Source organism: Blastococcus sp. SYSU DS0541, assembly GCF_054050875.1.
Map to the genome: position 1 here is coordinate 21,567 of NZ_JBJHAD010000014.1, position 24,794 is coordinate 46,360.

A 24,794-nucleotide genomic window follows, 5' to 3' on the forward strand; every position below is an offset into this window, starting at 1 on the left:
GCCGAGCAACGCCCCCGCCGAGCGGCGCGGGCACCGACCGGATCCCTCGTGGACCGCTGAACGGACGGAGCAACCGCATGCACCGCAAGCCGCTGATCGTCGCCGCGCTGGCCGCTCCCCTGGCCCTCGCCGTCGCCGCACCCGCCGCTGCGGAGGAGGTCGAGGCCGTCGTGGTCCTCGACCCCGTCGGTGACGGCGGGGCGGCCGGGGAGGCCGACCTCGTCCTCGACGACGAGGCGCAAACGCTGCTGGTCCGCCTCGCAGCCGAGGGCCTGGAACCCGGGATCCCCGTCGCCGCCTTCCTCACCGCCGGTGGCGAAGGCGTCTGCCCGCCCGACGGCGCGGCCACCGGTGCGGAGGCGGCTCCCTCCGTCGGTGAGCCGGTGGTGGCGCTGACCACCGAGGGCGACATCGCCCCCGAGCCGGTCGTGGACGTCGACCGGGTGCCGGTCGTCACCGACGGCGGGGAGATCGCCATCGAGCGCACGTACGACGTCGCGGAGGTCGACCCGTTCGGTCTCGAGGAGGTCGTGCTCGTGGGCTACCGGATCGAGGACCCGGACGCCGGCATCGACGAGGCCCGGCCCGTCCTCTGCGGCACGGTCACCCAGGCATCCGCCGAGACCGCGGCCCCGGCGCCGTCGACCACCCCGGCGCCGTCCAGCGCGCCGTCGCCCACCCCCGCGCCGGAGGCCCCGACGACCGCCCAGGTCGAGCGCACCCCGGTCGGCGGCGTCGCCGCCGGTGGTGGCAGCACGGCCGGGACCGAGCACCAGGGGCTCCTCGCCCTGGGCGGCACCGCCCTCGTGGGTGCCGCCGTCGCCGCCGGCATGGCGGTCCGCCGGAGCCGCGGGACGCGCTGATCCCCGTCCGACCGCGGTCGGCCGGCGGCACTCGTCGTGCTCAGCCGGTCGACCGCATAGCGTGCGCCAGATCGGCCGCCTGGCGGCCCACCCGGGCGTCGTGCACCCGGATCAGGTGGCCGCCGGCTGCGGCCCCCAGGGCGCACGCCGCCGCGGTGGCGACGTCGAGGGGGGCATCGGGGAGGCCGAGGGCCCGGCGCAGGAAGAGCTTGTTGGAGACCGCCAGGAGCACAGGGAAGCCGAGGGCCGCCACCTCCCCGAGGTGCCCGAGCAGCCGCAACGACTGCTGCCAGGTCTTCCCGAGGTCGATGCCCGGGTCGACGACGACCTGCCGGTGGTCCAGCCCGGCGGTCAGCGCACGCTGCGCCAGGTCGGCCAGGCACCCGGTCACCTCGCCGACGACGTCGCCGTAGACCGGGTCGGGGTCGGGCACCCCCGGCGGCCGGCGGATGTGCGTGGCCACCACGGCCGCGCCGGCCCTGACGGCGGCGGGCAGGTAGCCCGGATCGCGGAACCCGCTCATGTCGTTGCCGAGCACGGCGCCCTCGGCGAACGCGGCGGCCGCGACGCCCGCGCGGGTGGTGTCCACCGCCAGCGGCAGGTCGAACCGGGCACCGAGGGCGGTGATCGTCCCCGCGGCGAGGTCCCGCTCCTCGTCCGGACCCACATCGGCTACGCCCACACCCCCCGGACGCGCCCCGAGCTCGAGCACGTCGGCACCGTCGGCCACGAGTCGCTCGGCGTGCGCGAGCAGGGCGTCGAGCGCGTAGTGGGCGCCGCGGTCGTGGAACGAGTCGCGCGTCCGGTTGAGGATGCCCACGACCAGCGGGCGCCGGGAGAGGTCGACGAGCTCGGGACCGAGGCTCAGGAACACCCGTCCAGGCCTACCAGACCCGTCCTGCGGCGGCAGGGTCGTGCACCACCCGCTCGAGCACGGTGAAGGTCCGTCGGGCCATGAGGCCGGCGTCGAACTCGGCCTCGGCCCGCCGGCGTGCCGCCGCGCCGAGCGCGTTCCGCCGGCCGTCGTCGAGGAGCAGCGACCGGAGTGCGCCGGCGAGCGCGCCCGGGTCCTCGGCGGGCACCACCACGGCGTCGTCGCCGACCGCCTCCCGGACCGCGCCGACGTCCGTGGCGACGCACGGCAGGCCCTCGGCCATCGCCTCCAGCAGCACCAGTGGCAGGGCCTCCCGGCGCGAGGAGAGGCAGAACAGGTCGAGGCCGGCCAGGAAGCCGCGGACGTCGGTGACGAAGCCGGGGAACGCGACCGGCAGCCCCTGCGCCCGCGACCGGAGCGCGGTGCGGTCCCGCCCGTCCCCGCCGATCACCACGTCGAACCGGAGGCCCTCGGTGACCAGCCGCCCGACCGCCTCGAGCAGGACGTCGAACCCCTTCTGCGCGGTCAGCCGGCCCAGCGCACCCAGCCGCGGCACGGGCCCACCGGCCGGCCCCGCCGGGTTCGGGGGGACCGGCACGCCGTTGGGCACCACGTGCACCCGGTCGGGGCCCAGGCCGAGGTCGGCCAGCAGCAGCGCCCGTCCGTCGGCCGACGGGGTGAGGACGGCGCCGAGCCGGGCGAGGAGCGCCGCGAGCGCTGCCCGCTGCGCACCGGTGCCCGTGCTCCCGGCCAGGTGCAGCGTGGCGGTGGTGGGGGAGACCGCGAGCGCGGCCGCGACGGCGGCGGCGTTGGAGCCCGGGTCCACCAGGTTGACGGCGACCACGTCGGGGCGCTGCCCCCCGATCGCCGTCTGCACCTCCGGGGCGCGCGCGGTGTGCCGGGCGAGCGGGACGACGGCGCACGGCAGGTCCCCGCAGGCCGCCCGGAAACCGGCTGCCACGGGCTCGGCGCAGACCAGCGAGGCCGCCCAGCCGAGGCCGGCCGCGTGCCGCAGGAGGTGGGTCAGGTAGACCTCCGCGCCACCCCAGGCGTCGGAGTCGCTGACGAAGGTGACCCGCGCCGGCCGCACGGCGCTCACCGTTCCCGCGGCGGGCCGACCAGCTCCCGGGCCCGGGCGAGCACGGCGGCCGGGGTGATCGCCGCGGAGCAGCGGAAGTCGATCGGGCACTCCAGGTGCGGGCACGGCGCGCAGGGGACGTCGGGAGCGAGCCACCGGTGCCGGGGCCCCCGGTAGGCCCAGCGGGCCGGGTCACCGGGGAGGAAGACCGTGACGCTCCGGGCGCCCACCGCCGCCGCGAGGTGCGCGGTGCCGGTGTCGTTGCCCACGAGCACGGCGCTGTCCCGCAGCAGCGCGGCCAGCGCGCCCAGGCCCGTGGTCCCCGTCAGGTCCACCGCGGGGGCCCGCATGGCCGCCACCAGCCCCGCGCTGACCCCGGCCTCACCGGGGACCCCGGTCACCACGACGTCCAGCCCGTCGGCGGCCAGGGCGTCGCCGACGGCGGCGTAGCGCGCCACCGGCCAGCGTCGGGTCGGGGAGGAGGCGCCCGGGTGCAGGACGGCGTACCGGCCGGGCTCGAGGCCGTGGCGCTCCAGGAGGCTCCGGTGCTCGGCCTCCTCACCCCCGTGGACGGGGAACCACACGGCGGGTGGGTCGCCGGCGGGCAGCCCCAGGTGCTCGAGCAGCCGGAGGTGCCGGTCGACCTCGTGCAGGCCCAGCGGGTAGCGCAGGTGCAGGTGCTCCTCCCCGGGCGGCGGGGTCCAGCCGGTCGGGGCGAAGCCGCCGACGAGCCGTGCGCCGAGCGAGGTGGCGACCTGGTTGGCCGCGGGGCGGTCCCCGTACACCTGCAGGGCGAGGTCGAAGCGCCGGCTGCGGGCCGCGTCGCGGAACGGCGCCCACCCGGCCCGGTCGACCGGACCGTCGGGGATCCCCTCGCACCCGGGGAACGGGAGCAGTTCGTCCACGGTGTCACCCAGGCGCTCGACCACCGGTGCCATGCGCGCCCAGGTGATCAGCGTGACGTGGGCGTCGGGCCGGGCGGAGCGGAGCCGGCGCAGCGCGGGCGCGCTGCAGAGCAGGTCGCCCAGGCCCACCCGGAGACGGACCAGTGCGATCCGGGAGACCTCCGGGTCGGTGAGCGGCGCGACCGTCACGGCGACCTCCTGCCCAGGTCGGTGGCGCACTACACAGCGTCGGGCCGGTGCGCGTGCCAACGTGTGCCCATGACGGGAACCGAGGGGAGAGCCGCCGGTGAACTGCGCGTTCTCCGGCTCTGCAGCGTCTACGAGCCCATGCCGGACCGCGGTCGGGGACCGGGCGCGGAGCTCGACGGGCGCACCGCGAGGTTCGACCCCATCGGCGGGATGCAGAACCACACGGCGGCGCTGACCCGCTGCTTGGACGCGCAGGGCGTCGCGCAGACCGTGCTGACCTCGCGGCTGGCCGGCCCCCGGGGGACCAGCCGGCTCGGCGACGGCGCGCTGGTCGTCCGTGTCGGCCTGCCCGTCCGCTTCCTGCGCCAGTGCTGGGCCGTCGCGGCCCTGCCGGCCGCGCTGCGCCGGCGGGTGGGGGTCGACGTCGTCCACGCCCACCAGGGGGAGGACCTCGCCGTCCTGCCGCTGGCCCGGCTGGCCGCCCGCCGGCACGGGTGCCCCCTGGTGGTGACCGTCCACTGCAGCGTGCGGCACACCATGCGTGGGCGCGGCCTGAGGGCCCGCCTGCTGCACCGGCTCGGCGGGGCGGTCGAGCGGGCGGCCCTGCGGCGGGCGGACGCGGTCGTCGTGCTGACCGCCCGGGCGCGGGCGGGGCTGCTGGCCGACGGGGTCGCGGAGGACCGCGTCCACGTCATCCCGTCCGGCTTCGACCCGGCGCTCTTCCGGCCCCCGGCCGACCGGCCCGGGAGCCGCCCCACCGGTGGCCTGCGGATCGGCTACGTCGGGCGGCTCGCCCCGCAGAAGCGGCCGGACCTCGTGGTCCGGGCGTTCGGGCGCATGGCCGAGCCGGCGCAACTGGTGGTGGTCGGGGACGGCCCCGAGCGCCCCCGCGTCGAGTCGCTGGTGGCCCGGAGCCCCGCCCGCGACCGGATCAGGCTGTCGGGGTTCGTCCCCCACGACGCAGTGCCCGGCGTCCTCGAGGGGCTGGACGTCCTGGTCCTCCCCTCGGCCTACGAGGAGATGGGGTCGGTCCTGGTCGAGGCGATGGCCGCCGGCCTGCCCGTCGTCGCCAGCGACGTCGGCGGCATCCCCGAGGTCGTGCGGGACGGCGAGACGGGGCTGCTCGTCCCACCGGGCGACGTCGCCGCGCTCGCCGCGGCCCTCGACCGGCTGGTGGCGGATGACCGACTCCGCGGCCGCCTCGCCCGGGCGGCGCGCTGCCGGGCGGCGGCGTACGCATGGCCCGAGCTGTCGTCGCGAGTGGCCGGGGTCTACGCCGCGGTCCTGGGCCGGGTGACCGCCTCCTCGGCGCGCGCGTGAGGCCGGCACCACCGCGCATCGGCGTGCTGGTGCCGGTGCACGACCAGGCGGCCTTCCTCCCCGGGGCGCTGGGCAGCCTGCTCACCCAGCAGGAGGAGGGCTGGGAGGCCGTCGTCCTCGACGACGGGTCCACCGACCCGGCCGCGGTCCGGGCGGTGGTGGCGGCCCTCGGCGATCCCCGGATCCGGGTCTCCCGGACGCCGGGCAACCGCGGCCTGGGCGCCACGCTGAACCGCGGGCTCGCCGCCACGGGCGCCCCGGTCGTGGCCTACCTCCCCGCCGACGACCTCTGGTTCCCCGACCACCTGACGGCGCTGCTCGAGGCCCTCGCCGTCCCCGGCGCGGTCTGGGCCCGGTCCCGGCCGGACGCCGACCCGGGCACGCCCTACGCCCAGCTGGTGCAGGTGGCCCATCGCCGCACTCCCGACCGGTGGACCGAACGCGCCGAGCTGGAGACCGACGACCTCGACCGGCTGTTCTGGTCCCGGCTGGCCGCCCGCGCCCCGGCGGTCGACACCGGGCGGACGACCTGCCGGTGGACGGTGCACCCCGGCCAGCGGTCCCGCGCCATCCGCGAGGCCTTCGACGGCGGGCTCAACGTCTTCCGCAGCCGCTACCGGGTGCCGGCCCCGCTGCGGTTCGCTTCGACCGACGGCGGCGAGGTCGACGAGGTCGCCCGCTACGCCCGGTTCCGGGAGCGGAGCTACCCCCCGGCGCCGGACGGGCTGGACGTCCTGGTCGTCGGGGAGCTGGCGTTCAACCCCGAACGGGTGCTCGCGCTGGCCGAGCGCGGCCACCGGCTCTCCGGGCTGTGGACCCGCCGCGGGCTCGGCGACGCGACGGTCGGGCCGCTGCCGTTCGGCCACGTCGCCGACGTCGACCGCGACGGGTGGCGCGACGCCGTCCGCTCGCGCCCCCCGGACGCCGTGTGGGCGCAGCTGAACTGGCGCGCCGTGCCGCTGGCGCACGCCGTGCGCCGGGCCTTCCCCGACGTGCCGTTCGTCTGGCACTTCAAGGAGGCCCCGCAGCGCAGCCTCGTCCGGGGGGAGTGGCCGCTGCTGGCCGACCTGGTCACCGGCTCGGACGCCTGCCTGCTCGCCACCGAGGAGGAGCGGGACTGGTTCCTCGCCGCGCTGCCGGGGCAGGCCGACCCGCGGCGGCTCGGGGTGCTCGACGGCGACCTGCCGCCACGCGAGTGGCAGGACGGCCCGCTGGCGCCCAAACTCTCGGCCGCCGACGGGGAGCCGCACACGGTGGTGGTCGGCCGTCCGGCCGGGCTGGACGCCGACCTGGTGCTCGACCTGGCCCGCCGCGGCATCCACGTGCACCTGCACGGCCAGGTGCGCGCCCCCGGGCCCAAGGGGGCCTGGACCACCTGGCTGGACCGCGCGCTGGCCGAGGCCCCCCGGTACGTGCACCTGCACCCCGCCGTCGGCCCCGAGGACTGGGTCGAGGTCTTCTCCCGCTACGACGCCGGCTGGCTGCACCGCTTCCGCAGCGCCAACGGCGGCGACCTGCGGCGGGCGAGCTGGGACGACCTGAACTCCCCGGCTCGGCTGCCGGTGCTGCTCGCCGCGGGGTTGCCGCTGCTCCAGCAGGCGAACCCGGGCTCGGTCGTCTCCGTGGAGCGCGTGCTCCGCCAGGACGGCACCGGGCTCTTCTACCGGACCGTCGACGACGTCGCCGCGGTGCTAGCGCGGGAGGTCGCCGACCGGCGGGCGGGCGCCGCGGCGCTCGCGGTGCGCCCGCGGTACACCTTCGACGCGCACGCCGATCGGTTGTCCGCGCTGCTGCGGTCGCTGGCCCGGTGACCGCTCAGGGCCGCGCACCCGCGACGGTGACCGACCGGTAGGTGTCCAGCAGGGCGGCCACGTGCGCGGCCGGGTCGTGCCGGCGCCGGACCCGCTCCCAGGCGGCGCGGCCCATGGCGTCCGCCGCCGCCCGGTCGGTGACGCCGAGGCTCAGGGCGCCGGCCAGGGCGACCGGGTCGCCCGGGGGGACGAGCCGCCCGGTCTCGCCGTCCGCCACGAGCTCCGGGATCCCGCCCACCGCCGTCGCCACCACCGGCACCCCCTGGGCGGCGGGCTCGAGCACCGCCATGGGGGAGTTCTCCCACCACACCGCCGGGAGCACCGCCACGGCGGCCCGCCGGAGACGGGCGGCCACCTCCGCCGCCGGCAGCGGACCCAGGACGTCGACCGGCAGCGCCTCGGCCGCCACCCGACGGCGCACCTCGCCCTCCAGGCGCCCCGACCCGATCAGCTGCACCCGCACCCCCTCGGGCAGCCCGGTCGACGCGTCGAGCAGCGTGTGCACGCCCTTCTCCGCGACGAGGCGGCTCGCGTACACGACGACGGGGGGCTGATCGGGGTCGTGGCGGGGCGTGGCGGCGGCGACGACCGGGTTGGGCAGCACGTCGATGCGGCCGGCCGGCAGCCCGCCCTCGACGACCCGGTCGCGCAGGAACGCGCTGGGGGAGATGAACCGGTCGACCCGCTGGTACAGCCCACGGGCGCGGGAGACGTAGCCGTCCGCGGCCGCCGCGATCGAGCGCCAGCGCGAACCCTCCAGGCAGCGGTGCCGCACCACCTCGAGGTAGCGGCCCGACAGGCAGCGGGTGCACGGCGCGCCCTCGGTGAAGAACCGGTAGTTCGGGCACACCGGCTTGTAGTCGTGCAGGGTCATGACGGTCGGCACGCCGCCGCGGCGCAGCGCGTCGAGGGCCGACGTCGTCAGCCGCTCGAAGACGTGGTGCACATGCGCGACGTCGGGTCGTATCTCGCGGACCACCTGCGACAGCGCCCGGTACGAGCGCGGGGACCACGTGCCCGCCCACGCCTCCCCGAACCGGGTGCGCGCCCGGCTGCCCGCCGCCTCCGGGAGCCGGTGGCGCACCGGGGTGGGCAGGGTCCGCTCCTCGGCCACGGCGAACGGCACGACCTCGTGCCCGGCGGCGCGCAGGAGCTCGGCGGTGAGGACCAGCACGGTCTCCGCACCGCCGGGGCCCTCGGTCCAGTGGTTGCCGACCAGCAGGATCCGCACGGCGGCTCACTCCCCGGGGACGGGCTCGGCGACCTCGAGGACCACGGGCTCGCCGGGACCGGCCACCCCGAGGTTCCGCACGGTCGGGCCGGTCACCCGGCGGTCCCGTCCAGGTCGACCGCGCCGCCGTCGGCGGCCGCTCGCGCGACCGCGACGGCGAGCCGGTGCGTGCGCAGGGCCTCGGCGTAGGGGGCCCGGACGTCCTCGCCCTCGCCGCGGACGGCGTCGACGAACGCCCGGTCTTCGGCGGCGATCGGGTCGACGGCGGCGGTGACCGTGCGCTCCCCGTCCGCGTCGGAGACGGTCATCTCCCGCTCGGTGAGCCGCAGGCCCAGCCCCGGGGCGACGACCTCGAGGCCGATCCGGAAGCCGCGGGGGAGGAGGCAGCTGGAGGTGAAGGAGCCGACCGCGCCGTCGGCGAACCGCAGGGCGGCCGTGCTGGCGTGCAGGATGTCGCCCGGCCCGTCGGCCGAGCGCACGCCGAGAGCCCGGCCGGAGGTCACCTCGCCGGCGAGCAGCCGGGCGACATCGAGCAGGTGGGTGACCTGCTCGACGGTCTGCCCGCCCGAGGCGTTCTGGCGGGCCCACCAGTCGACCCGGGGGGCCTTGTCCAGCCAGGCCCCGGAGACCAGCCGGGCCGGGCGGTCGGCGAGCAGCCGGCGGGCGTGCTCCACCGTGTCCAGGTACCGCCAGTGGTAGCCGACGGCGGTCAGCAGCGCGGCCTCCTCGATCCGGCCGGCCAGCCGCTCGGCGGTGGAGAGGTCGGCGGCCAGCGGCTTCTCCACGAACAGCGGGAGACCCCGGTCGACGGCCGCGTCCTCGACCGCGCCGTGGGCCGACGGCGGGACGCAGACGTAGAGGCCGTCCAGGTCGCCGCGGTCCAGGAGCTCCCGCCAGTCCGCGTACGCCGCTGCCCCCGCGGTGCCGGCCAGGCGCTCGGCCCGGTCGGGTCGCGGATCGGCGACCCCGACCACCTGCGCCCCGGGCACGGTCGCGAGCGATTCCACGTGCCGGCCGGCGATGAAGCCCGCCGACGATGCCGATCCGCACACCCATGGCTGCGGGCTTCCCCCGCACGGCGGCGCGGGAACCTCCCGGGGGCGGCTCATGACGATCCTGCGTCGATCCCCGCGGACCCGGTGTCCCGCCCGCCGGCGCGGGTCAACGCACCCGACGTGGCGGAGACGACGCGGTCGGCAGGTGCAGGGACGGCGCGGGCCCACCCGCTGGGCCGGGGGAGCGCAGCCCTGGCGGGGGTGGCGGCGGTGGCCGCGGGGCTCGGGCTGGCCGAGCTCGTCGCCGGGCTGATCCCCGGCGCTCCTTCCCTCGTCATCGCCGTCGGGGATGCGGTCATCGACAGCGTGCCCGGCTGGCTCGAGCAGTGGGCGATCGCGACGCTGGGCGCCGCTGACAAGCCCGTCCTCCTGGGCGGCGTCCTGCTCGTCTCCGTGCTGATCGGCGCCGCGCTGGGAGTGCTCGCCCGGCGCCACGTCATCCTGGCCGCCGGCGGGTTCGCCCTGTTCGCGACGCTCGGCGTCGTGGCCGCGCTGGCCGACGACCGCAACCCCGTCTTCCTCACCGTGCTCGTGGGGCTGGTCGGTGCCGCCACCGGCATCGCGGTGCTGGGTCTGCTCGTCGTGGGCCTGCCCCGCCGCGCGGTGTCGGCGGATGGCCGCTCGTCGACCGCCGACCCGGCCGACCCGGGAACGGTGCCCGCGATGAGCGAGCTGGACCGGCGGCGGTTCCTGGCCGTGACCGGTGGTGCCACCGTGCTCGGCGTGCTCGCCGGCGTCGGGGGCCACCTGCTCTCCGGCCGGGAGCGGCTCGACGAGCTGCGGGCCGCCATCCGGCTGCCGGTCCCGGTGAGGCAGGCCGGCCCCGTGCCTCCCGGCGCCTCCTTCGACATCCCGGGCCTCACCCCGCTGTTCATCCCGAACGAGGAATTCTACCGGATCGACACCGCGCTCCGGGTGCCCACCGTGGACCCCGAGACCTGGCGGCTGGAGATCCGCGGGATGGTCGACGACCCGTTCACCCTGACCTACGCCGACCTCATGGAGCTGCCGCAGATCGAGGCCGACATCACCATCGCCTGCGTCTCCAACGAGGTCGGCGGCGACCTCGTCGGCAACGCCCGCTGGCAGGGCGTGCCGCTGCGCGCGCTCCTCGAGCGGGCCGGGCTGCAGGAGGGCGCCACCCAGCTCATCGGCCGCTCCGTCGACGGCTTCACCGCCGGGTTCCCCACCCTGACCGCCCTCGACGTGGAGGAGGCGATGGTGGCGGTGGCGATGAACGGGGAGCCGTTGCCCGCCGAGCACGGCTTCCCGGCCCGCCTCGTGGTCCCCGGCCTCTACGGCTACGTCTCGGCGACGAAGTGGCTCTCGGCGATCGAGCTCACCGACTGGGACGTCGACGGGTACTGGATCCCGCGCGGCTGGGCCAAGGAGGGGCCGATCAAGACGCAGGCCCGCATCGACGTCCCCGCGTCCGGGAGCACCGTCCCCGCCGCGCGGCGCCCCATCGCCGGGGTCGCGTGGGCGCCGACACGGGGGATCGAGCGGGTCGAGGTGCGCATCGACGACGGCCCGTGGCAGGAGGCCGAGCTCGCCGAGTCCTACGACGTCGACGTCTGGCGCCAGTGGTACCTGCCCTGGGACCCGACGCCCGGGCGGCACGTGATCGCCGCACGGGCGACCGACGGGCTCGGCGAGGTGCAGACCGACGAGCGCACCCCCGTGGCGCCCGACGGTGCGTCCGGCTACCCGGTGATCGAGGTTCTGGTCCAGGCGTGAGCGCCGGGCGGCCGATCAGGCGGCGGCGTCCCGCTCACCGCCGACCCGGTCGACCCAGCGCGCCACCTGCTCCACCACCACGTCCGGGTCGGTCAGGGGCAGCATGTGACCGGCTCGGGGCACCTGCACCAGCTCCCCGTCGGGCAGGGCGGAGAGCAGCCGGTGGATCTCCGCGTTCGGCACCTCCGGGTCGCGGTCGCCGTGCACGAGCAGCGTGGGGGCGGTGAGGGAGTGCGCCCGCCGGACGCCGTCCTCGGTCAGGGCGCCCAGCGCCGATCCGGCCAGGGCAAGCGGCCGGGTGGAGAGGAAGTCGTCCCGCATGCGCGCCACGGCTTCCTGCGGCTCACCGGGGGCGAAGGCGAAGTGCCGGATGCCGCGGTCGGAGAGCGCCCGGACGGGCCGGAGCCGGCGGCCCCACCGGGCACCGGTGCGCAGCAGGGTGAACCACACCGTGCCCAGCCGGGCCCGCGCCCAGCCCGGCAGGCGGCGGCCGGGGAACCCCGGCGCCGTCACCCCCGCGCCACCGGAGCCGACGAACACGACGCCGCGGATGCGGTCGTCCCCGCTGCCGTCGACGTGCCGCAGCAGGACGGCCCCGCCGAGGCTGTGGCCGACGACGACCGCGGAGCCGCCCCGGGGCACGACGGCGTCCAGCACGGCCGCGAGGTCCGCGGCGTGCGCCGCCAGGCCGTAGCTCCCGGAGCGGGCGTCGCCGGACTGGGCGTGGCCCCGCAGGTCGTAGGCGACCACGCGGTGCGCCTCGCCGAGCCGCTGCGGGACGTCCCCCCAGGAGTCCACGGACATCCCCAGCCCGTGCACGAGCACGACGAGGGGGGCGTCCTGCGCCCCCCAGGAGTAGAGGGCCAGGCGGGTGCCGTCGAAGGAGGTCACGTCGGTCATGGGAGGCCCCTACCCACGAGCCGGCCCGGGGGCCGTGTCGAAGTGGTGACATCCCGCGCGGCTCACCGGTCCCGGTGCACGAGGAAGGGCACCTCGACGACGCCGCCGTCGGGCGCCTGGGGGGTCATGGCCTCCGGCCGGCCGGAGCGGTCGACGGCCGCGAGTGGGAGCACGGTCATGGTGTCGTCGTCGATGCGCACGTGCAGCAGGTGCGCCTGGGCGGCCCAGGCGACGGTCCCCGCCGGGCCGAACTCCTCCGGCGGGTCCTCGCGCAGCTGCCCGCCGGCGCCGGAGAGGAAGAAGTCGGTCCCGTCGACCCGCGAGTACTGGAAGTTGTGCTCGTGGCCCGCGAACGTGGCGCGGACGCCGGCCCGGGCGAACAGCGGCGCCAGGTGCTCGACCATCGCACCGGTGTTCCCGTGGTGCGGGCCGGCGCAGTACACGGGGTGGTGGGAGAAGGGCACGCGCCACCGCGGCCCGGGGCCGTCCTGCGGGAAGGCCTCCTCGAGGAAGGCGTGGTGCCGCGGGTGCTCGAAGAAGTGCTCCGTGGGCAGCGGGTCGGCCAGGGAGGTGTCGATGCAGACGAACTCGACGTCGGCGCCGAACGCGAACCGGTAGAACATGCCGGGGTCCACCGAGGCCCGCGGCCCGGCCACCTCGGGGGTGAAGCGGGCGTCGGTGTGGAAGTTGTCGCGGATCTGCTCGCGGTCGTCGCTGGTCTCCTTGTCGCTGCTGTCGTGGTTGCCGACGGCCGGGTAGACCGGCACCTGCGCCAGCGCGTAGCGGTACGGCTGGTAGAAGCTGCCGTACCAGTCGGCGTCCCGACCCCCGCTGCCCTCCGAGCCCCGCGAGCCCGGCCCCGCGTAGACGTTGTCGCCGAGGGTCAGCACCAGGCGCACCCCCGGGTCGTCGACGAGCCGGTCGAGCACCTCGGCCACCCGCCGCTGCCGGCGCCCGCTCTCGGTGTCGGCGAGGACGCCGATGCCGTAGTCACCGAGCACGGCGAAGTCCAGGGCGGCCGGGAGCTCGGGGGAGGGGTGCGTGCGGAAGCGCATCCGGTACTCGCGACCGCTCGGCAGCAGGTCCAGCCCGCCGCGCGGGGCCGGCCCCCAGTCCATCCGCGGCCCCTCCGCCCAGGGGCGGCCGTCCACCGTGATCCGGTAGCCGTAGGCCGTGTCCGGGGCGAGCCCGTCGACCCAGACGCTGTTGCCGCTGTCGGTGCGGGCCTCCGCCACGACGTCGCCGGCCCCGTCCAGCACCTCCACCAGGGCGTCGCCGTACGGCTGCGACGACGCGCCGATGCTGGCGGTCCGGCCGCCGTCCAGCCCGGTCAGCTCGCCGTCCCCGACCACCTGCCAGCGCGCGGCCGGGTCGTCGCGCCGGAACCAGAACCCGCCCCAGGCCAGCAGCGCCCGGTGAGGGGTGACGTCGACGAGGTGGACGAACGGTTCGAAGTGCGTGTCCGGCATGGTCGGTGGGGGTACCCCGCGCCCCGGTGGTCCAGCGCCCGGCGTGCCTTGCGGTTCGGTGACGACGCCCGTCAGCGCCCGGCCGGGACCGGCTCCGCGGCGTCCGACCGGGGGTACCGGACCTGGTCGCCGACCCCCGGCAGCAGGTACCGGGCGCACACGAGCACCCACACCGTGCCCAGGAGGAGCCCGGCGACCACGTCGGTGGGGTAGTGCGCCGCCGTGTAGATGCGGGCCAGGGCGATGGCCGGGGCCAGCAGCACCGGCACGGCGAGCACCGCCCAGCGCCAGCGGCTGCCGGCGAGCGTGATCACCAGCGCGGCGAGCGCTCCGTAGAGCGCCGCCGCGGCGGCCGCGTGCCCCGACGGCCAGCTCGCTGCGGTGGGCAGGCCCGAGGTCAGGTCCGCCACCGACGGGCGCATGCGGTCCACGGTGCGGGAGACGACGAAGTAGATGCCGAGCTCCCCGAGCACGGTGAGGAGGACGAAGAGCACCGGCCGCCAGCTCCCCGTGACCGCCAGGGCCACGGTGCCGAGGGTCAGCGGGACCGCGATCACCATGGCGGTGCCGGACAGCTTCTCCACCGCGTCGGCGATGTCGGTCAAGGTCGGCGTGCGCAGCTCGACGACGGCCTGGACGACCTGCCGGTCGAAGCGGCCCAGGGCGGTGTCGCCGAGCACCGCGGTGACCAGCAGGCCGAGCAGGATCAGCGCCACGGCGAGCGCACCCGCGGCGCCCAGGAGCCGGACCACCGTGCGCTTCCCACGGGGGAGGGCGGGCTGCCGGGAGGGCGCCAGGTGCGACGCGTCCCGCGGTTCGACGTCCAGCGGGTCGACCGCCGCGTCGGGGCGGGCGTGGTGGTCGTGCTGCCAGCCGCGGAACGCCGCCGTCGTCACCGCCAGGATCCCGGCGCCGAGCGCGTACCCGGCGAGGACGTCGGTGACGAAGTGGACACCGAGGGCGAGCCGGGTGAACCCGACGGCCAGGGTGACGAGCACAGCGGCCGTGACCACCCAGGGGCGCAGCGCCCGGCGGACCGCCGGGAGGGCGAGCAGGGCCAGCGTCCCCCACGTGACCAGGGAGACGGCGGCGTGGCCGCTGGGGAAGCTCGCGTTGGAGGGCAGCTCCGAGACCGGGCTCTCGACCATCGGCCGCGCGCGCCCGATGAGCGCCTTGGTCACGGGCACGAGGACCGCCAGGCCGATCCCGGTGACCACGGCGAAGGCGGCGAGCCGGCGCTGCCCGCGGATCAGCAGGAAGACGGTCGTCAGCGTGAACACCAGGATCGCTGCGGCGTTGCCCCCGAGGTCGGTGACGACCCGGAGCACGGAGACCAGGGCGGGGGAGCCGCTGACGACGGAGTTCAGGTCGTCGGCCACCGCGCCGTCCAGCGACGCCAGCGGCGACCACTCCCGCTCGACGAGCAGCAGGAGGAGCAGGAAGGGGACCAGCCCCGCGAGCAGGGCCACGAGGCCGAGCCCCGCCCGTAACCCGAAGCGGCCCATCCCTGCGGTGCTGCGGGTGCCCTGGACGTGGGTGTGCTCCTCGACCCGGCTCATGCCCGTCACGGGTACCCGCGAGGAGCGGGGGACACCGGGAGGCAGCTGACGATCGCGTGACGGCTGCCGGCGGGTCACCCGCGGGCCCCGTCCCCCGGTGACACCGTCTCGAGCCGCCGCACATCGGCGAGCAGGTGCTGCACCCGGGTGTCGCGCAGGCAGCCCCGGAGCTCGCGCCGGTCGAACTCGTCGAGCCCGGGGCGCAGCCGGAAGGCGAACACCCCCTCGTCCACCGACAGGAAGGAGTCCTCGACGACGTCGGCGTTCACCAGCAGCCGGCAGGTGCTCACCAGCCCGCGGGTCATCTCCTCGCGCACGGCCGGGTCCTCCCGGATCTGCACCGCGATGACCACGTCGGTGTAGGAGCCCTCCGGCTGCGGGATGTCCACGGTCATGAGCTCGGCGCGCAGCAGCACGAGGCCGGTGGCGGCCACGGCGATGCCCAGCACCCAGGCGAGCACCCGCCTCACCGCGGCACCGCCGAGGCGGCCGGGCCGAGCAGCACCCGCAGCGCCGCGTCGTCGGCGAAGTCGTCGCCGCAGCCGAGCAGCTCGGCGTCCGTGGGCACCAGCGGGGTGACCGGGAAGGCGACCTCCTCGAGCTCGGCGGCCAGCTCCTGCTCCACGCCGGCCCGGGCGGAGCTGCCCGCCACCCGCTCGACCAGCCAGGCGATGCCGGAGACCACGAAGCCGCCGCCGAGGAGCACCGGGATGAAGATGTGCGTGCGGTCCAGCGCCTCGGGCGACAGCCACCGGAAGGGCCGGGTCTGCACCGGCGCCGCGCGCAGGCGCTCCAGCGCCCCGGGCGGCCGCGGGTCGGCGGACGTCGTCCGGGCCCGCTCCTCCACGGCGGCCAGCCGACGCAGCACCAGGGCGGTGCACAGCCCGACCAGCGTGGCGAGGAAGAGGGTGCCCACGAGCAGGGCGCGGTGCCACTCCCACCGGTAGATGTAGACGAACAGGTAGCCGCCGCTGGCGAGCAGGGCCACCACTCCGACGAGCCAGCTCAGCTTCTTCACGACGACTCCTCCTCCTCGACGGCACCGGTGGCGCCGTCGACCCTGACGGTGACCCCCGGTGGGAACCGGTCCAGCGCCCCGGCGACGCCCACGACGGTCGGCACGCCGGATTCCCGCGCCAGGATGGCCAGGTGCGCGAGCACGCTGCCGGTCTCCGCCACCAGCCCGGCCAGCCGCGGTAGCACCGGCGCCAGCGACGGGTCGAGGGTGCGGACGACGAGCACCGAGCCCTCCGGCGGGTCCTCCCCGTGGTGCACCGGACCCGTGCCGGTGCCACCACCGGCGCCGGTCCCGCCCGAGGCGCCGGTGACGGGCACCGGCCGCCCCGTGTCGCTCATCCGGAAGCGCGCCGGGAGCGGTTCCCCCTCCTCGCCGGGGGCCGGGGACAGCTCCAGGCCGGGGTCGTGGACGGCGGCGGCGAGGTCGGTCAGCCGCAGGCCGCGCACCGACTCGGCGTCCTCGAGCCGCCCGGCCGCGGCCAGCCGTTCGCCGAGGGACCAGGCCGCGCGCGCGGAGACCTCCTGCAGCCAGCGCACCCGCAGCCGGAGCGCCTCGCGCAGCAACCCGGCGTCGGTCGGGTCCCCGGGCGCGGGGCTGGTGGGGGCGTCGACCTCGGGCGGGAGGACGGGAGCGGCGCAGATCCGGGGCGGGGCCAGCGCCAGGACGACGGGGTTGGCGGCGACGATCTCGGCGTCGCCCAGCCCGGCCTGCCGGGAGCGCGCGAGCACCCGCATGGCCGCGCTGACGCCGGTCAGCCGGGGGGTCTCGGGGTCGACCAGCATGCCCATCAGCACCTCGTGGGCGTGCACGGAGCGCAGCGCCGGCTGCACCCGGTGCAGCACGGCGACGAGCTGGCGGTCCGACAGCGCGTCGAGCCGGGGGACGCCCCCGAGCGCGTGGTCGGCGGACTCCAGCACGTCCTGCGCCAGCGCGGGCAGCGCCGAGCGCAGCCGGCCCACCCGCCAGGACGCGCGCAGGCGGCGCAGCCGGGGCCGCGGGTCCAGCCGCTCCCGGAGGCCGGGTGCCTCGGTGCGGCTCTCCAGGAGGTCGAGGTCGACGGCGACCCAGCCACCGAGCACGGTCACCAGCGGGGAGTCCTCCACCGCCGCACGGTCGGTGGTGCCGGCCAGCAGCAGCGCGTGGCCCAGCGCCTCGCGCAGCGGGGGGATCCAGAGGTCTGCCTCCAGGGGCTGCAACGGCTCCGGGAAGGTCTCGGCGACCGGGCCCGGGCCGAGCACGGGCCCCCGCGGGCGGCCGCGCGGCTCCGCCGTCACCGGCCGGCTCTGCAGCAGCCGCAGCCGGTTGGTCTCGTCGAAGGCCCACTCCACGTCCTGGGGGCCGTCGAAGACCTGGGCGGTCCGGCGGGCGAGGTCGGCCAGCGCCCGCAGCTGCGCTTTCCGCAGCCGCACCCCGCCGTCCCCGCGGTGGACGTCCGTGCGGCGACCGGAGCGGTCCAGCTCGTAGCGGTCGCCGTCGACCTCGCCGCTGACCAGCCGGTCGGGACCACCGGTCACCGCGGCGACGACGAGGCGGTCCTCCCGGCCGGACACCGGGTCGATGCCGAAGAGCACGCCGCCGCTGCGGGCGTCGAGCAGCGGCTGGACCAGGACGGCCAACGGCTCCCGGCCGGTGAGCTGGTCCGAGCCCTCCGCGGCGGTCTCCCGGGAGGCCACGACGGTCGCCACGGCGCGCTCGAACTCTTCGGCGCCCCGGACCCCGACCACCGACTCGAACCGGCCGGCCATCGACGAGTCGCCGAGGTCCTCGACGGTCGAGCTGCTGCGCACCACGAGCGCGCGCCGCCCGTCGTCCGACAGCTCGCGCCAGGCCACCAGCACCTCGTCGGGGAGAGGCGATTCGGCGGCGATCCGCTCCACGGCCCCGGTGGTCACCACGAACCCGGGGACGATCGGCAGCCCCGCGCGGCGCGCCCGCGCGAGCGCGGCCGCCTTCGCGCCGGTGGTCCCTTCGTCGGCGGCGGCCTCGTCGTCGAGGTGCACCACGGACGGTCCGGCGGCGACGGGCGGGGTTTCGGAGCCGTCGTCGATCGAGGTGGCGGGCATGGGGACGGGGTTGCCACCGGCGGCCCGGGCAACCGCCGCGCGGCACCGACCGGCGGTTTCGTCGGGAAAACGTAACGGCGGCGATCGGGTCTTCCGGGGTAGGGGAGGCCCGTGGACCTCCTCTCCTTCCGTCCGGGACCCGGTGTCGGGTGACGGGGGGCCACGACCACGAACTCGCCCGAGGCGTCGGCCGGGCCTTCGGCGGGGCGCTGTTGTTCGCGCTGCCGCTGATGATGACCATGGAGCTGTGGCGCCTGGCGCACACCGTCGAGCGCTACCGGCTGGCGCTGCTGGTGGTCACGACCGTCGCGCTCGTGATCGCCCTGTCGCGGTACTTCGGCACCGGGCCCGGGGGAGTCGGCGCGGGCGGCTACCTCGCCGACGCCGGGGTCGCCCTGCTCGTGGCCGCGGCCACCACCGCGCTCGTGCTCTCCGTGCTCGGGGTCATCGATCCGGTCCGGAACTGGCGGGACGCGCTCGGGGTGACTGCCATCGAGGCGCTCCCCGCCGCGGTCGGAGCCTCCTACGCCCGCAGCCAGCTCGGGCAGCGCAGCCGGCGGAGGGAGCCGGACCGGTACGGGCACGAGGTCTTCCTCATGACCGCCGGGGCCATCGTCTTCGCCGCCAACATCGCGCCGACAGAGGAGGTGGTGCTCATGGCCGCCCGGATGAGCACGGTCGGTACCGGGTTGCTCGTCGTCCTCAGCCTGGTCGTCATGCACGGCTTCGTGTACACCGTCGGCTTCCGCGGGCAGGAGCGGTCGACCGGCGGGTTCGTCAGGTCGTTCCTGACCCTCACCGTAGCCGGGTATGCCGCGGCCATCGTCGTCTCGGCGTACGTGCTGTGGACCTTCGGCCGCTTCGACGGCACGGGCGCCGCCGTCGTGGTGGCGCAGACCGTTGTGCTGGCCTTCCCGGCCAGCATCGGCGCCGCGGCGGCGCGGCTCATCCTGTGAGGGAGGAACCGGTGGACGAGCCGGAGGAGGAGACGGGGGGCCGGGAGCGGACGACGGCGGGGGAGTACGCGCTGGGCACCCTCGGCGGGCTGCTGGTCCTGGTCCTGCTCGCGTTCGTCGGGTTCGAGGCGGTCACCGACGCCGGCGCCGCCCCCGACCTCGCGGTCAGCGTGACGGCCGTGGAGCCCCGAGGCGAGGGGTGGGCGGTCTCCTTCCGTGTGGAGAACACCGGTGACCGCACGGCCGAGCAGCTGGAGGTGTCGGGCTCGATCACCCGGGACGGCCGCGAAGTCGAAGAGTCCTCGACCACGATCGCCTACGTGCCTCCGGACAGTCACCGCAGCGGGGCGCTGCTGTTCTCGGAGGACCCCCGGGGCGGCCGGCTGGAGGTCCGCCCGGCGGGCTACGCGTCACCCTGATCGGTGGCCTTCCGAGGGGTCGGCCGCCATGATCGAGCGCATGGGGAGACGGGTGCCGTGACGCCGGCCGACGTCGCCGACGAGCTGTACGGCATCCCGCCCGAGGACTTCGTCGAGGCGCGGGAGGCCCGGCGCAAGGAGGTCCGTGCCGCCGGCGACCGGGAGCTGGCGGGCGTGATCGGCAAGCTGCGCAAGCCGACGACCGCGGCCTGGGTGGTGAACACCCTGGTGCGCCGGCAACCGGCCGAGGTCGCCGAGCTGGTGGAGCTGGGTGCGGGGCTGCGCGAGGCCCAGGGCGACCTCGACGGCGACGAGTTGCGGGAGCTCTCCCAGCAGCGCCACCGCGTGGTCGCGGCGCTGACCCGGCAGGCGCGCTCACTCGCCCAGGACCTCGGCCACCCGGTGAGCGACTCCGTCGCCGGCCAGGTGCAGGACACCCTCCGGGCGGCGATCGCCGACGAGACCGCCGGGCAGGCGGTGCTCACCGGTCGCCTCCTGACGCCGCTGTCGCACCACGGCCTGGCCCGGATCGGGGTCGAGGGGGCGGTGGCCGACGTCGGCGCCGGCGGGGGCCTGCGACCGGCGGCGGTCGGCACCCGGGCGGCGCTGCCGGGGCGCCGGCGGGGGCGCCAGGACGCGCTGGAGAAGGCGCGCCGCGAGCTCGAGGAGGCCGAGGCGGCGGCGGCCGAGGCCGAGGAGGAGGCGCGGGCCGACCAGCGACGGGCCGAGGAGGCAGGCGCCCGTCGGGAGCGAGCCCGCGCACGGGTCGACGAGCTGGCCGAGCAGCTGCGCGAGGCGGAGCGGGAGGCCGCGGAGGCGGGCGAGGAGCTCCGCGGGGCGCAGCGGCGCCGGGACGCCGGGGAACGCCGGGCGCGGCGGGCCGGCGAGGTGCGGGACCGCGCCCGCGCGCGGGTCGACCGGCTGACCGCGGAGGCCGGCGAGGACGCCCGGGGCGACCGGACCGCCTGATCGGGGTGACGGCCGCCGGCCCGGGGGTACGCCTGGCGGATCAGTCGGGAGGAGGAGCCGTGGCACGAGCCATCTGGACCGGCGCCCTGGCGTTCGGCCTGGTCAACGTCCCCGTGGGCCTGTACTCGGCGACCGAGGACAAGTCGGTCCACTTCAACCAGTTCGAGCGGGGGACCTCGTCGCGCATCCGCTACAAGCGGATCAACGAGGACACCGGCGAGGAGGTCGACTACGACGACATCGTCAAGGGCGAGGACATCGGCGACGGCCGGTACGTGATCGTCACCCCGGAGGAGCTGGAGGAGATCGAGCCGGGTCGGTCGCGGGTCATCGACATCTCCGACTTCGTCGACGTCTCCGAGATCGACCCCATCTACTACGACCGGACCTACTACCTCGCTCCGCAGGACGAGCAGGCGCATCGTGCGTACGCGTTACTGCTGCAGGCCATGGAACGGGCCGGGCGGGTCGCGGTCGCCACCTTCGTGATGCGGTCCAAGCAGTACCTGGCGGCCGTCCGCCCGCAGGGTGACGTGCTCACGCTGGAGACGATGTACTTCGCCGACGAGGTGCGGGACCCGCTGGAGGAGATCGAGCAGCTCCCCGTCCGCCACTCCTTCGCCTCCCGCGACCTCGACATGGCCGTCTCGCTGATCGACTCGATGACCACGGAGTGGGACCCGACGAACTACCGCGACACCTATCGCGAGCGGGTCGAGGAGCTGATCGAGGCCAAGCGCCGCGGCGAGGAGGTGGTCACCCAGGGGGAGCCCGAGACCGCCTCGAACGTCGTCGACCTCATGTCGGCGCTGCGCGCCAGCGTGGAGGCCGCGGGCAAGCACCGGCCGGGGAACTCCGGGGACGACGCCGGGCTGCGGACGCGGAAGGCGCACCGGCGGGGCGGGCGCCCGGCGGCGGAGGACCTGGAGGGCAGGTCCAAGAAGGAGCTCTACGACATGGCTCAGGACCTCGACGTCTCCGGTCGGTCGAAGATGACGCGCGACGAGCTCGCCCGCGCCGTCGCCGACGCCCGCCAGGGGTCGAGCAAGGCCTCCTGAGCCGGCGCCGGGCCGTGTCCCCGCCGCGGGGGGCACGACCCGGTGCGCGCGGTCAGGCGTCCTCGCGGTCCGGGCTCTCCAGGCGGAAGAAGTTGCTCTGGTTCCCGTCCTTGCGCTCCTCCTGGTAGAGGAAGTTCAGCTTCCGGGCGTCGAAGGTGTGGAACCACTCGTCCCAGCTGACGTGGCGCAGGTTCTCGTTCTCGCCGCCGAAGTCGAACCGCAGCACGCCGAGGTGGTCGCCGTGCTCCGTGCCCTCCACGGTGGCCGGGACGCCACCGCGCTCCTCGGCCCAGCGCCGGATGACCTCGTGGCTGGAGGTGGCCAGGCTGCGCCCCGGGCGCTCCGGGTCCTCCTCGAGGGAGGTCACCTCCTGCGAGTACTGCAGCGACCGCGACGTCTGGTCGCCCGTGCGGAGGTGCCCGTCGTCGGGGCCGCGGTCACCGGGGGCACCGGCCTCGTCCCCGCCGCCGTCCCCGCCACCGTTGCCGCCGCCCCTCCCGCCGGCGGAGTCGCGGCCCTGCTGGTAGGCCTCGGAGATCGCGCCGACGAGCTCCTCCTTCTTCATCGACGACGTGCCCTCGATGCCGTCGGCCTTGGCGCGCTCCCGCAGCTCGTCGACCTTCATCTCGCGGAGCGCGGTCTCGCTCAGGCCCGGGGTGTCGGGGGTCTCGTTGGTCATGCGTCCGTCCTCCTCCGAAGTCGGTGCAGGCATCGACCTCGGCCCTACCCGCAGGTGCGCGACGCACGCACCGGGGCCGCCCGGTCCTCAGCGCTGCGCGAGGTAGGCGGCGGCCGTCTGCCGCAGCCGGTCGTGCACGCCGTCGGCGACGACGACGCCCTCGCGCCCCAGGTAGGCCTTCGCCAGCTTGGCGACCATCGTGTAGTTGGTGTCCACGACGTTGCCGGCCGGGGCGAGCCCGGCCTGGCTGACCAGCTGGTAGGCGTCGAGGGTGTCCCAGCCGGTGAGCTCGGCGGCCCAGGTCACCAGGTCGTGCTGGCTCATTCGGTAGGCGTCCTCCAGGGGCCGCGCGGAGCCGGTCGACATGAGGAAGTCGTCGGTCTCCAGCCGCGGCCAGGGGGTGCCGGCACCCTTGACCAGGTCGACGACGACGACGGTGCGCATGGCGGCCTCGACGGCGGTGCCGCAGACCTCGCCCTCGCCCTGCCGGCAGTGCCCGTCCCCGATCGCCAGCTGGGCGCCGGGCACGTTGACGCCGAAGTACGCCGTCGTGCCGGCGCGCAGCTCCGGGGTGTCCATGTTCCCGCCGTGCGCGCCCGGCGTGATGGTCGCGAACGCCTCGCCGCCGGCCGGCGCCACCCCGACGGTGCCGTGCATCGGGTCCAGCGGGAGCTCGACCTCGGGGCCACCGCGGCGGGGGCGGAACAGGCAGGTGCTCCGTTCGCGGTCGACCTCGTAGACCCACACCACCTCCTCGAGCGGGTCGTGCAGCATCGCCGTGCTGTGCGTCGCGGTCAGCGCACCGAAGTGCGGGAACGTCGTCGAGACGGCCCAGTCACGGGCCGGCGCGATGTCCACGAAGTGGACGGCGACGGTGTCGCCGGGCTCGGCGCCCTCCACGTGGATCGGGCCGGTGACCGGGTTGAGCTGCGAGAAGTCGCAGACCCGGCTGGGCAGGTCGTCGGTGCTGGTCACCCGGCCGCCGAAGCAGTCCTCGGTGGTCAGCTCGACCACGGTTCCCGGCCGGACGCGCACCAGGGGCTCGGGCCCCCCGCCGAAGAGGTACCGGTACTGGTCGGGCGTCGGGGTGAGGGAGACGACCTCGAGGCTCACAGCTTCTCCTCCGTCCGGAGCTCGGGCCGGCGGCCGGTGGCCAGCAGACCGATCATCAGGGCCACGCCGACGGCGAACCACACGAAGCCGAGCTCCTGCGCCGCCACCTGCGCGTTGTAGACCACGTAGGCCAGGATCGCGAAGCCGACGACCGGCACCACCAGGTGCAGCCACCAGTTCCGGCTGCGGAGCCGGCCGATGTAGTGCACGACCACCGAGACGTGCAGCAGCAGGAATGCCGACAGGGCGCCGAAGTTGACCAGCGTGGACAGCAGCGTGATGCCGTCGTCCCGGGTGCTCATGTAGACGCCGAGGACGAGCGAGATCACCGCCACCAGCAGCGTGGCGTTGACCGGCACGCGGCGGACCGGGTGGACGCTGGCGAGGAAGCCGGGGAGCTGGCGGTCGCGGGCCATGGCGAAGAGCAAGCGCGACGTGGCGGCCTGGGCCACCAGGGAGTTGGCGAAGCCCCAGGCGATGGCGGTGGCGACGGCGGTCAGCGTCGCCAGCCACTCGCCACCGGCGACCCCGGCGGCATCGTAGAAGGCGGTGCCCGCGGCGTCGCCCTCGGCGATGAGGGTGTCGGGGTCGGGCACGAGCAGCGCGGCGACCCAGGTCTGGACGACGAAGAGGGTGCCGGCGAGCACCAGTGCGGCGATCATCGACCTGCCGATCGAGCGCGCCGAGTCGCGGTTCTCCTCGGCGAGGGTGGAGATGGCGTCGAAGCCGAGGAAGCTCAGCACCGCGATGGAGACCGCGCCGAACACCAGCTCCAGAGAGAACGTGTCGCTGTTGTAGATCGGCGTGAGGTCCCAGCCGCCACCCGCGCCGCCGGCCAGCGCGATGACGCCGACCACCAGGAAGATGGCCAGGACGACGAGCTCGGCCACCAGCACGATCTTGTTCACCCGCGCGGTGAACTCGATGCCGAAGTAGTTGACCACCGTGTTGAGCAGGACGAAGCCGACGATCCACGTCCACACCGGGACGCCGGGCACGATCGAGTTCATGGCGAAACCGGAGATCAGGTACAGCAGGCCCGGGATGAGCAGGTAGTCCAGCAGCACCATCCACCCGGCGATGAAGCCGACGGGCTGGGCGATGCCCCGCCCGGCGTAGGTGTAGACCGAGCCCGCCATCGGGAACGCCCGCGACATCTGCGAGTACGACGCGGCGGTGAACGCCATGGCCAGGCCGCCGACGACGTACGCGAGGGCGACCATGCCGCCCGAGGCCTGGAAGACGCCGCCGAAGATGCCGAACGGCGCGATCGGGACCATGAAGACCAGGCCGTAGACCAGCAGGTCGCCGAAGGTGAGGGAGCGCTTGAGCTCCTGCTTGTAGCCGAAGGACTCCACGCCCTGCGCGCTCGCGGCGGGGCTCGCGCCGCCGAGGGTGGGGGCGCCCCCGGGGGCGCCGGTGGTGGTGCGGGGCTCGCTCATGGGCGGTCGACTCCGTCTCTCTTCCCGGTGCGGTGCCGGGGCGCGAGCAGAGTAGGACCGATTCCTTCCAGATGGAAGTATCTGTC

At 76.0% G+C, this 24,794-nt stretch carries 22 protein-coding genes; 8 read left to right on the top strand and 14 right to left on the bottom strand.

What is annotated here, in order from left to right; genetic code table 11:
- The first annotated feature begins 77 nt into the window (after positions 1-77).
- Positions 78-863, top strand: a complete 786-nt coding sequence (locus ACI794_RS15075; RefSeq protein WP_456616766.1) for a hypothetical protein — start codon at positions 78-80, stop codon at positions 861-863.
- 40 nt (positions 864-903) lie between these two features.
- Here ACI794_RS15075 and folP read toward each other — a convergent pair whose 3' ends face one another.
- Genes folP through ACI794_RS15090 form a run of 3 tightly spaced genes read right to left on the bottom strand, consistent with a single transcriptional unit; the run spans position 904 to position 3,909 of the window.
- The gene (gene folP / locus ACI794_RS15080) at positions 904-1,737 is read right to left on the bottom strand and encodes a dihydropteroate synthase (RefSeq protein ID WP_456616767.1); all 834 of its coding nucleotides are present in this window, start codon (positions 1,735-1,737) and stop codon (positions 904-906) included.
- Between the two features lie 10 nt (positions 1,738-1,747).
- On the bottom strand, positions 1,748-2,836 hold the full coding sequence (locus tag ACI794_RS15085) for a glycosyltransferase (RefSeq protein ID WP_456616768.1): 1,089 nt from the start codon (positions 2,834-2,836) through the stop codon (positions 1,748-1,750).
- Positions 2,833-3,909, bottom strand: a complete 1,077-nt coding sequence (locus tag ACI794_RS15090) for a glycosyltransferase family 9 protein (protein WP_456616769.1) — start codon at positions 3,907-3,909, stop codon at positions 2,833-2,835. The genes ACI794_RS15085 and ACI794_RS15090 overlap by 4 nt, the downstream gene beginning before the upstream one ends.
- A gap of 69 nt (positions 3,910-3,978) precedes the next feature.
- Between ACI794_RS15090 and ACI794_RS15095 the strand changes: the two genes are divergently transcribed.
- Positions 3,979-5,229: a glycosyltransferase gene (locus ACI794_RS15095; RefSeq protein WP_456616770.1), complete on the top strand. Its 1,251-nt coding sequence runs from the start codon at positions 3,979-3,981 to the stop codon at positions 5,227-5,229.
- On the top strand, positions 5,226-7,040 hold the full coding sequence (locus ACI794_RS15100; RefSeq protein ID WP_456616771.1) for a glycosyltransferase family 2 protein: 1,815 nt from the start codon (positions 5,226-5,228) through the stop codon (positions 7,038-7,040). The genes ACI794_RS15095 and ACI794_RS15100 overlap by 4 nt, the downstream gene beginning before the upstream one ends.
- A 4-nt stretch (positions 7,041-7,044) precedes the next feature.
- Here ACI794_RS15100 and ACI794_RS15105 read toward each other — a convergent pair whose 3' ends face one another.
- Together ACI794_RS15105 and ACI794_RS15110 are read right to left on the bottom strand one after the other, a co-directional pair.
- Positions 7,045-8,271: a glycosyltransferase gene (locus tag ACI794_RS15105; RefSeq protein ID WP_456616772.1), complete on the bottom strand. Its 1,227-nt coding sequence runs from the start codon at positions 8,269-8,271 to the stop codon at positions 7,045-7,047.
- A 92-nt stretch (positions 8,272-8,363) separates the two neighbouring features.
- The gene (locus tag ACI794_RS15110; RefSeq protein WP_456616773.1) at positions 8,364-9,278 is read right to left on the bottom strand and encodes a Gfo/Idh/MocA family protein; all 915 of its coding nucleotides are present in this window, start codon (positions 9,276-9,278) and stop codon (positions 8,364-8,366) included.
- 258 nt (positions 9,279-9,536) lie between these two features.
- Between ACI794_RS15110 and ACI794_RS15115 the strand changes: the two genes are divergently transcribed.
- Entirely contained in the window at positions 9,537-11,063 is a 1,527-nt protein-coding gene (locus ACI794_RS15115) for a molybdopterin-dependent oxidoreductase (protein WP_456616774.1), read from the top strand.
- A gap of 15 nt (positions 11,064-11,078) precedes the next feature.
- On the opposite strand, the gene ACI794_RS15120 is transcribed toward ACI794_RS15115, so the two are convergent.
- The 6 genes from ACI794_RS15120 to ACI794_RS15145 all read right to left on the bottom strand — a co-directional run bounded on the left by ACI794_RS15120 (position 11,079) and on the right by ACI794_RS15145 (position 18,072).
- Complete coding sequence (locus tag ACI794_RS15120) at positions 11,079-11,963, bottom strand: alpha/beta fold hydrolase (RefSeq protein WP_456582376.1); 885 nt, start codon at positions 11,961-11,963, stop codon at positions 11,079-11,081.
- Positions 11,964-12,025: 62 nt separating this feature from the next.
- Positions 12,026-13,432, bottom strand: a complete 1,407-nt coding sequence (locus ACI794_RS15125; protein ID WP_456616775.1) for a metallophosphoesterase — start codon at positions 13,430-13,432, stop codon at positions 12,026-12,028.
- A gap of 71 nt (positions 13,433-13,503) precedes the next feature.
- The gene (locus tag ACI794_RS15130; protein WP_456602988.1) at positions 13,504-14,991 is read right to left on the bottom strand and encodes a phosphatase PAP2 family protein; all 1,488 of its coding nucleotides are present in this window, start codon (positions 14,989-14,991) and stop codon (positions 13,504-13,506) included.
- A 74-nt stretch (positions 14,992-15,065) separates the two neighbouring features.
- Positions 15,066-15,461 (bottom strand): hypothetical protein, encoded by a 396-nt coding sequence (locus tag ACI794_RS15135; protein ID WP_456602989.1) that lies wholly within the window; start codon positions 15,459-15,461, stop codon positions 15,066-15,068.
- Positions 15,458-16,009: a hypothetical protein gene (locus ACI794_RS15140; RefSeq protein ID WP_456602990.1), complete on the bottom strand. Its 552-nt coding sequence runs from the start codon at positions 16,007-16,009 to the stop codon at positions 15,458-15,460. The genes ACI794_RS15135 and ACI794_RS15140 overlap by 4 nt, the downstream gene beginning before the upstream one ends.
- The gene (locus ACI794_RS15145) at positions 16,006-18,072 is read right to left on the bottom strand and encodes a PEP/pyruvate-binding domain-containing protein (RefSeq protein ID WP_456602991.1); all 2,067 of its coding nucleotides are present in this window, start codon (positions 18,070-18,072) and stop codon (positions 16,006-16,008) included. The genes ACI794_RS15140 and ACI794_RS15145 overlap by 4 nt, the downstream gene beginning before the upstream one ends.
- Positions 18,073-18,221: 149 nt before the next feature.
- Between ACI794_RS15145 and ACI794_RS15150 the strand changes: the two genes are divergently transcribed.
- The 4 genes from ACI794_RS15150 to ku are packed head-to-tail and all read left to right on the top strand — an operon-like array spanning position 18,222 to position 21,474.
- Entirely contained in the window at positions 18,222-19,028 is an 807-nt protein-coding gene (locus tag ACI794_RS15150) for a TIGR02587 family membrane protein (protein ID WP_456602992.1), read from the top strand.
- Between the two features lie 11 nt (positions 19,029-19,039).
- Entirely contained in the window at positions 19,040-19,447 is a 408-nt protein-coding gene (locus tag ACI794_RS15155; RefSeq protein ID WP_456602993.1) for a hypothetical protein, read from the top strand.
- A gap of 57 nt (positions 19,448-19,504) precedes the next feature.
- Positions 19,505-20,416: a hypothetical protein gene (locus ACI794_RS15160; protein WP_456602994.1), complete on the top strand. Its 912-nt coding sequence runs from the start codon at positions 19,505-19,507 to the stop codon at positions 20,414-20,416.
- Positions 20,417-20,475: 59 nt separating this feature from the next.
- Positions 20,476-21,474: a non-homologous end joining protein Ku gene (gene ku, locus ACI794_RS15165; protein ID WP_456602995.1), complete on the top strand. Its 999-nt coding sequence runs from the start codon at positions 20,476-20,478 to the stop codon at positions 21,472-21,474.
- A gap of 52 nt (positions 21,475-21,526) precedes the next feature.
- On the opposite strand, the gene ACI794_RS15170 is transcribed toward ku, so the two are convergent.
- From ACI794_RS15170 to ACI794_RS15180, 3 genes are all read right to left on the bottom strand, one after another.
- Complete coding sequence (locus ACI794_RS15170) at positions 21,527-22,153, bottom strand: Rho termination factor N-terminal domain-containing protein (RefSeq protein WP_456602996.1); 627 nt, start codon at positions 22,151-22,153, stop codon at positions 21,527-21,529.
- An 87-nt stretch (positions 22,154-22,240) separates the two neighbouring features.
- Positions 22,241-23,266, bottom strand: a complete 1,026-nt coding sequence (locus ACI794_RS15175; RefSeq protein ID WP_456616776.1) for an acetamidase/formamidase family protein — start codon at positions 23,264-23,266, stop codon at positions 22,241-22,243.
- On the bottom strand, positions 23,263-24,708 hold the full coding sequence (locus ACI794_RS15180) for an APC family permease (RefSeq protein WP_456602998.1): 1,446 nt from the start codon (positions 24,706-24,708) through the stop codon (positions 23,263-23,265). The genes ACI794_RS15175 and ACI794_RS15180 overlap by 4 nt, the downstream gene beginning before the upstream one ends.
- Positions 24,709-24,794: the final 86 nt, after the last annotated feature.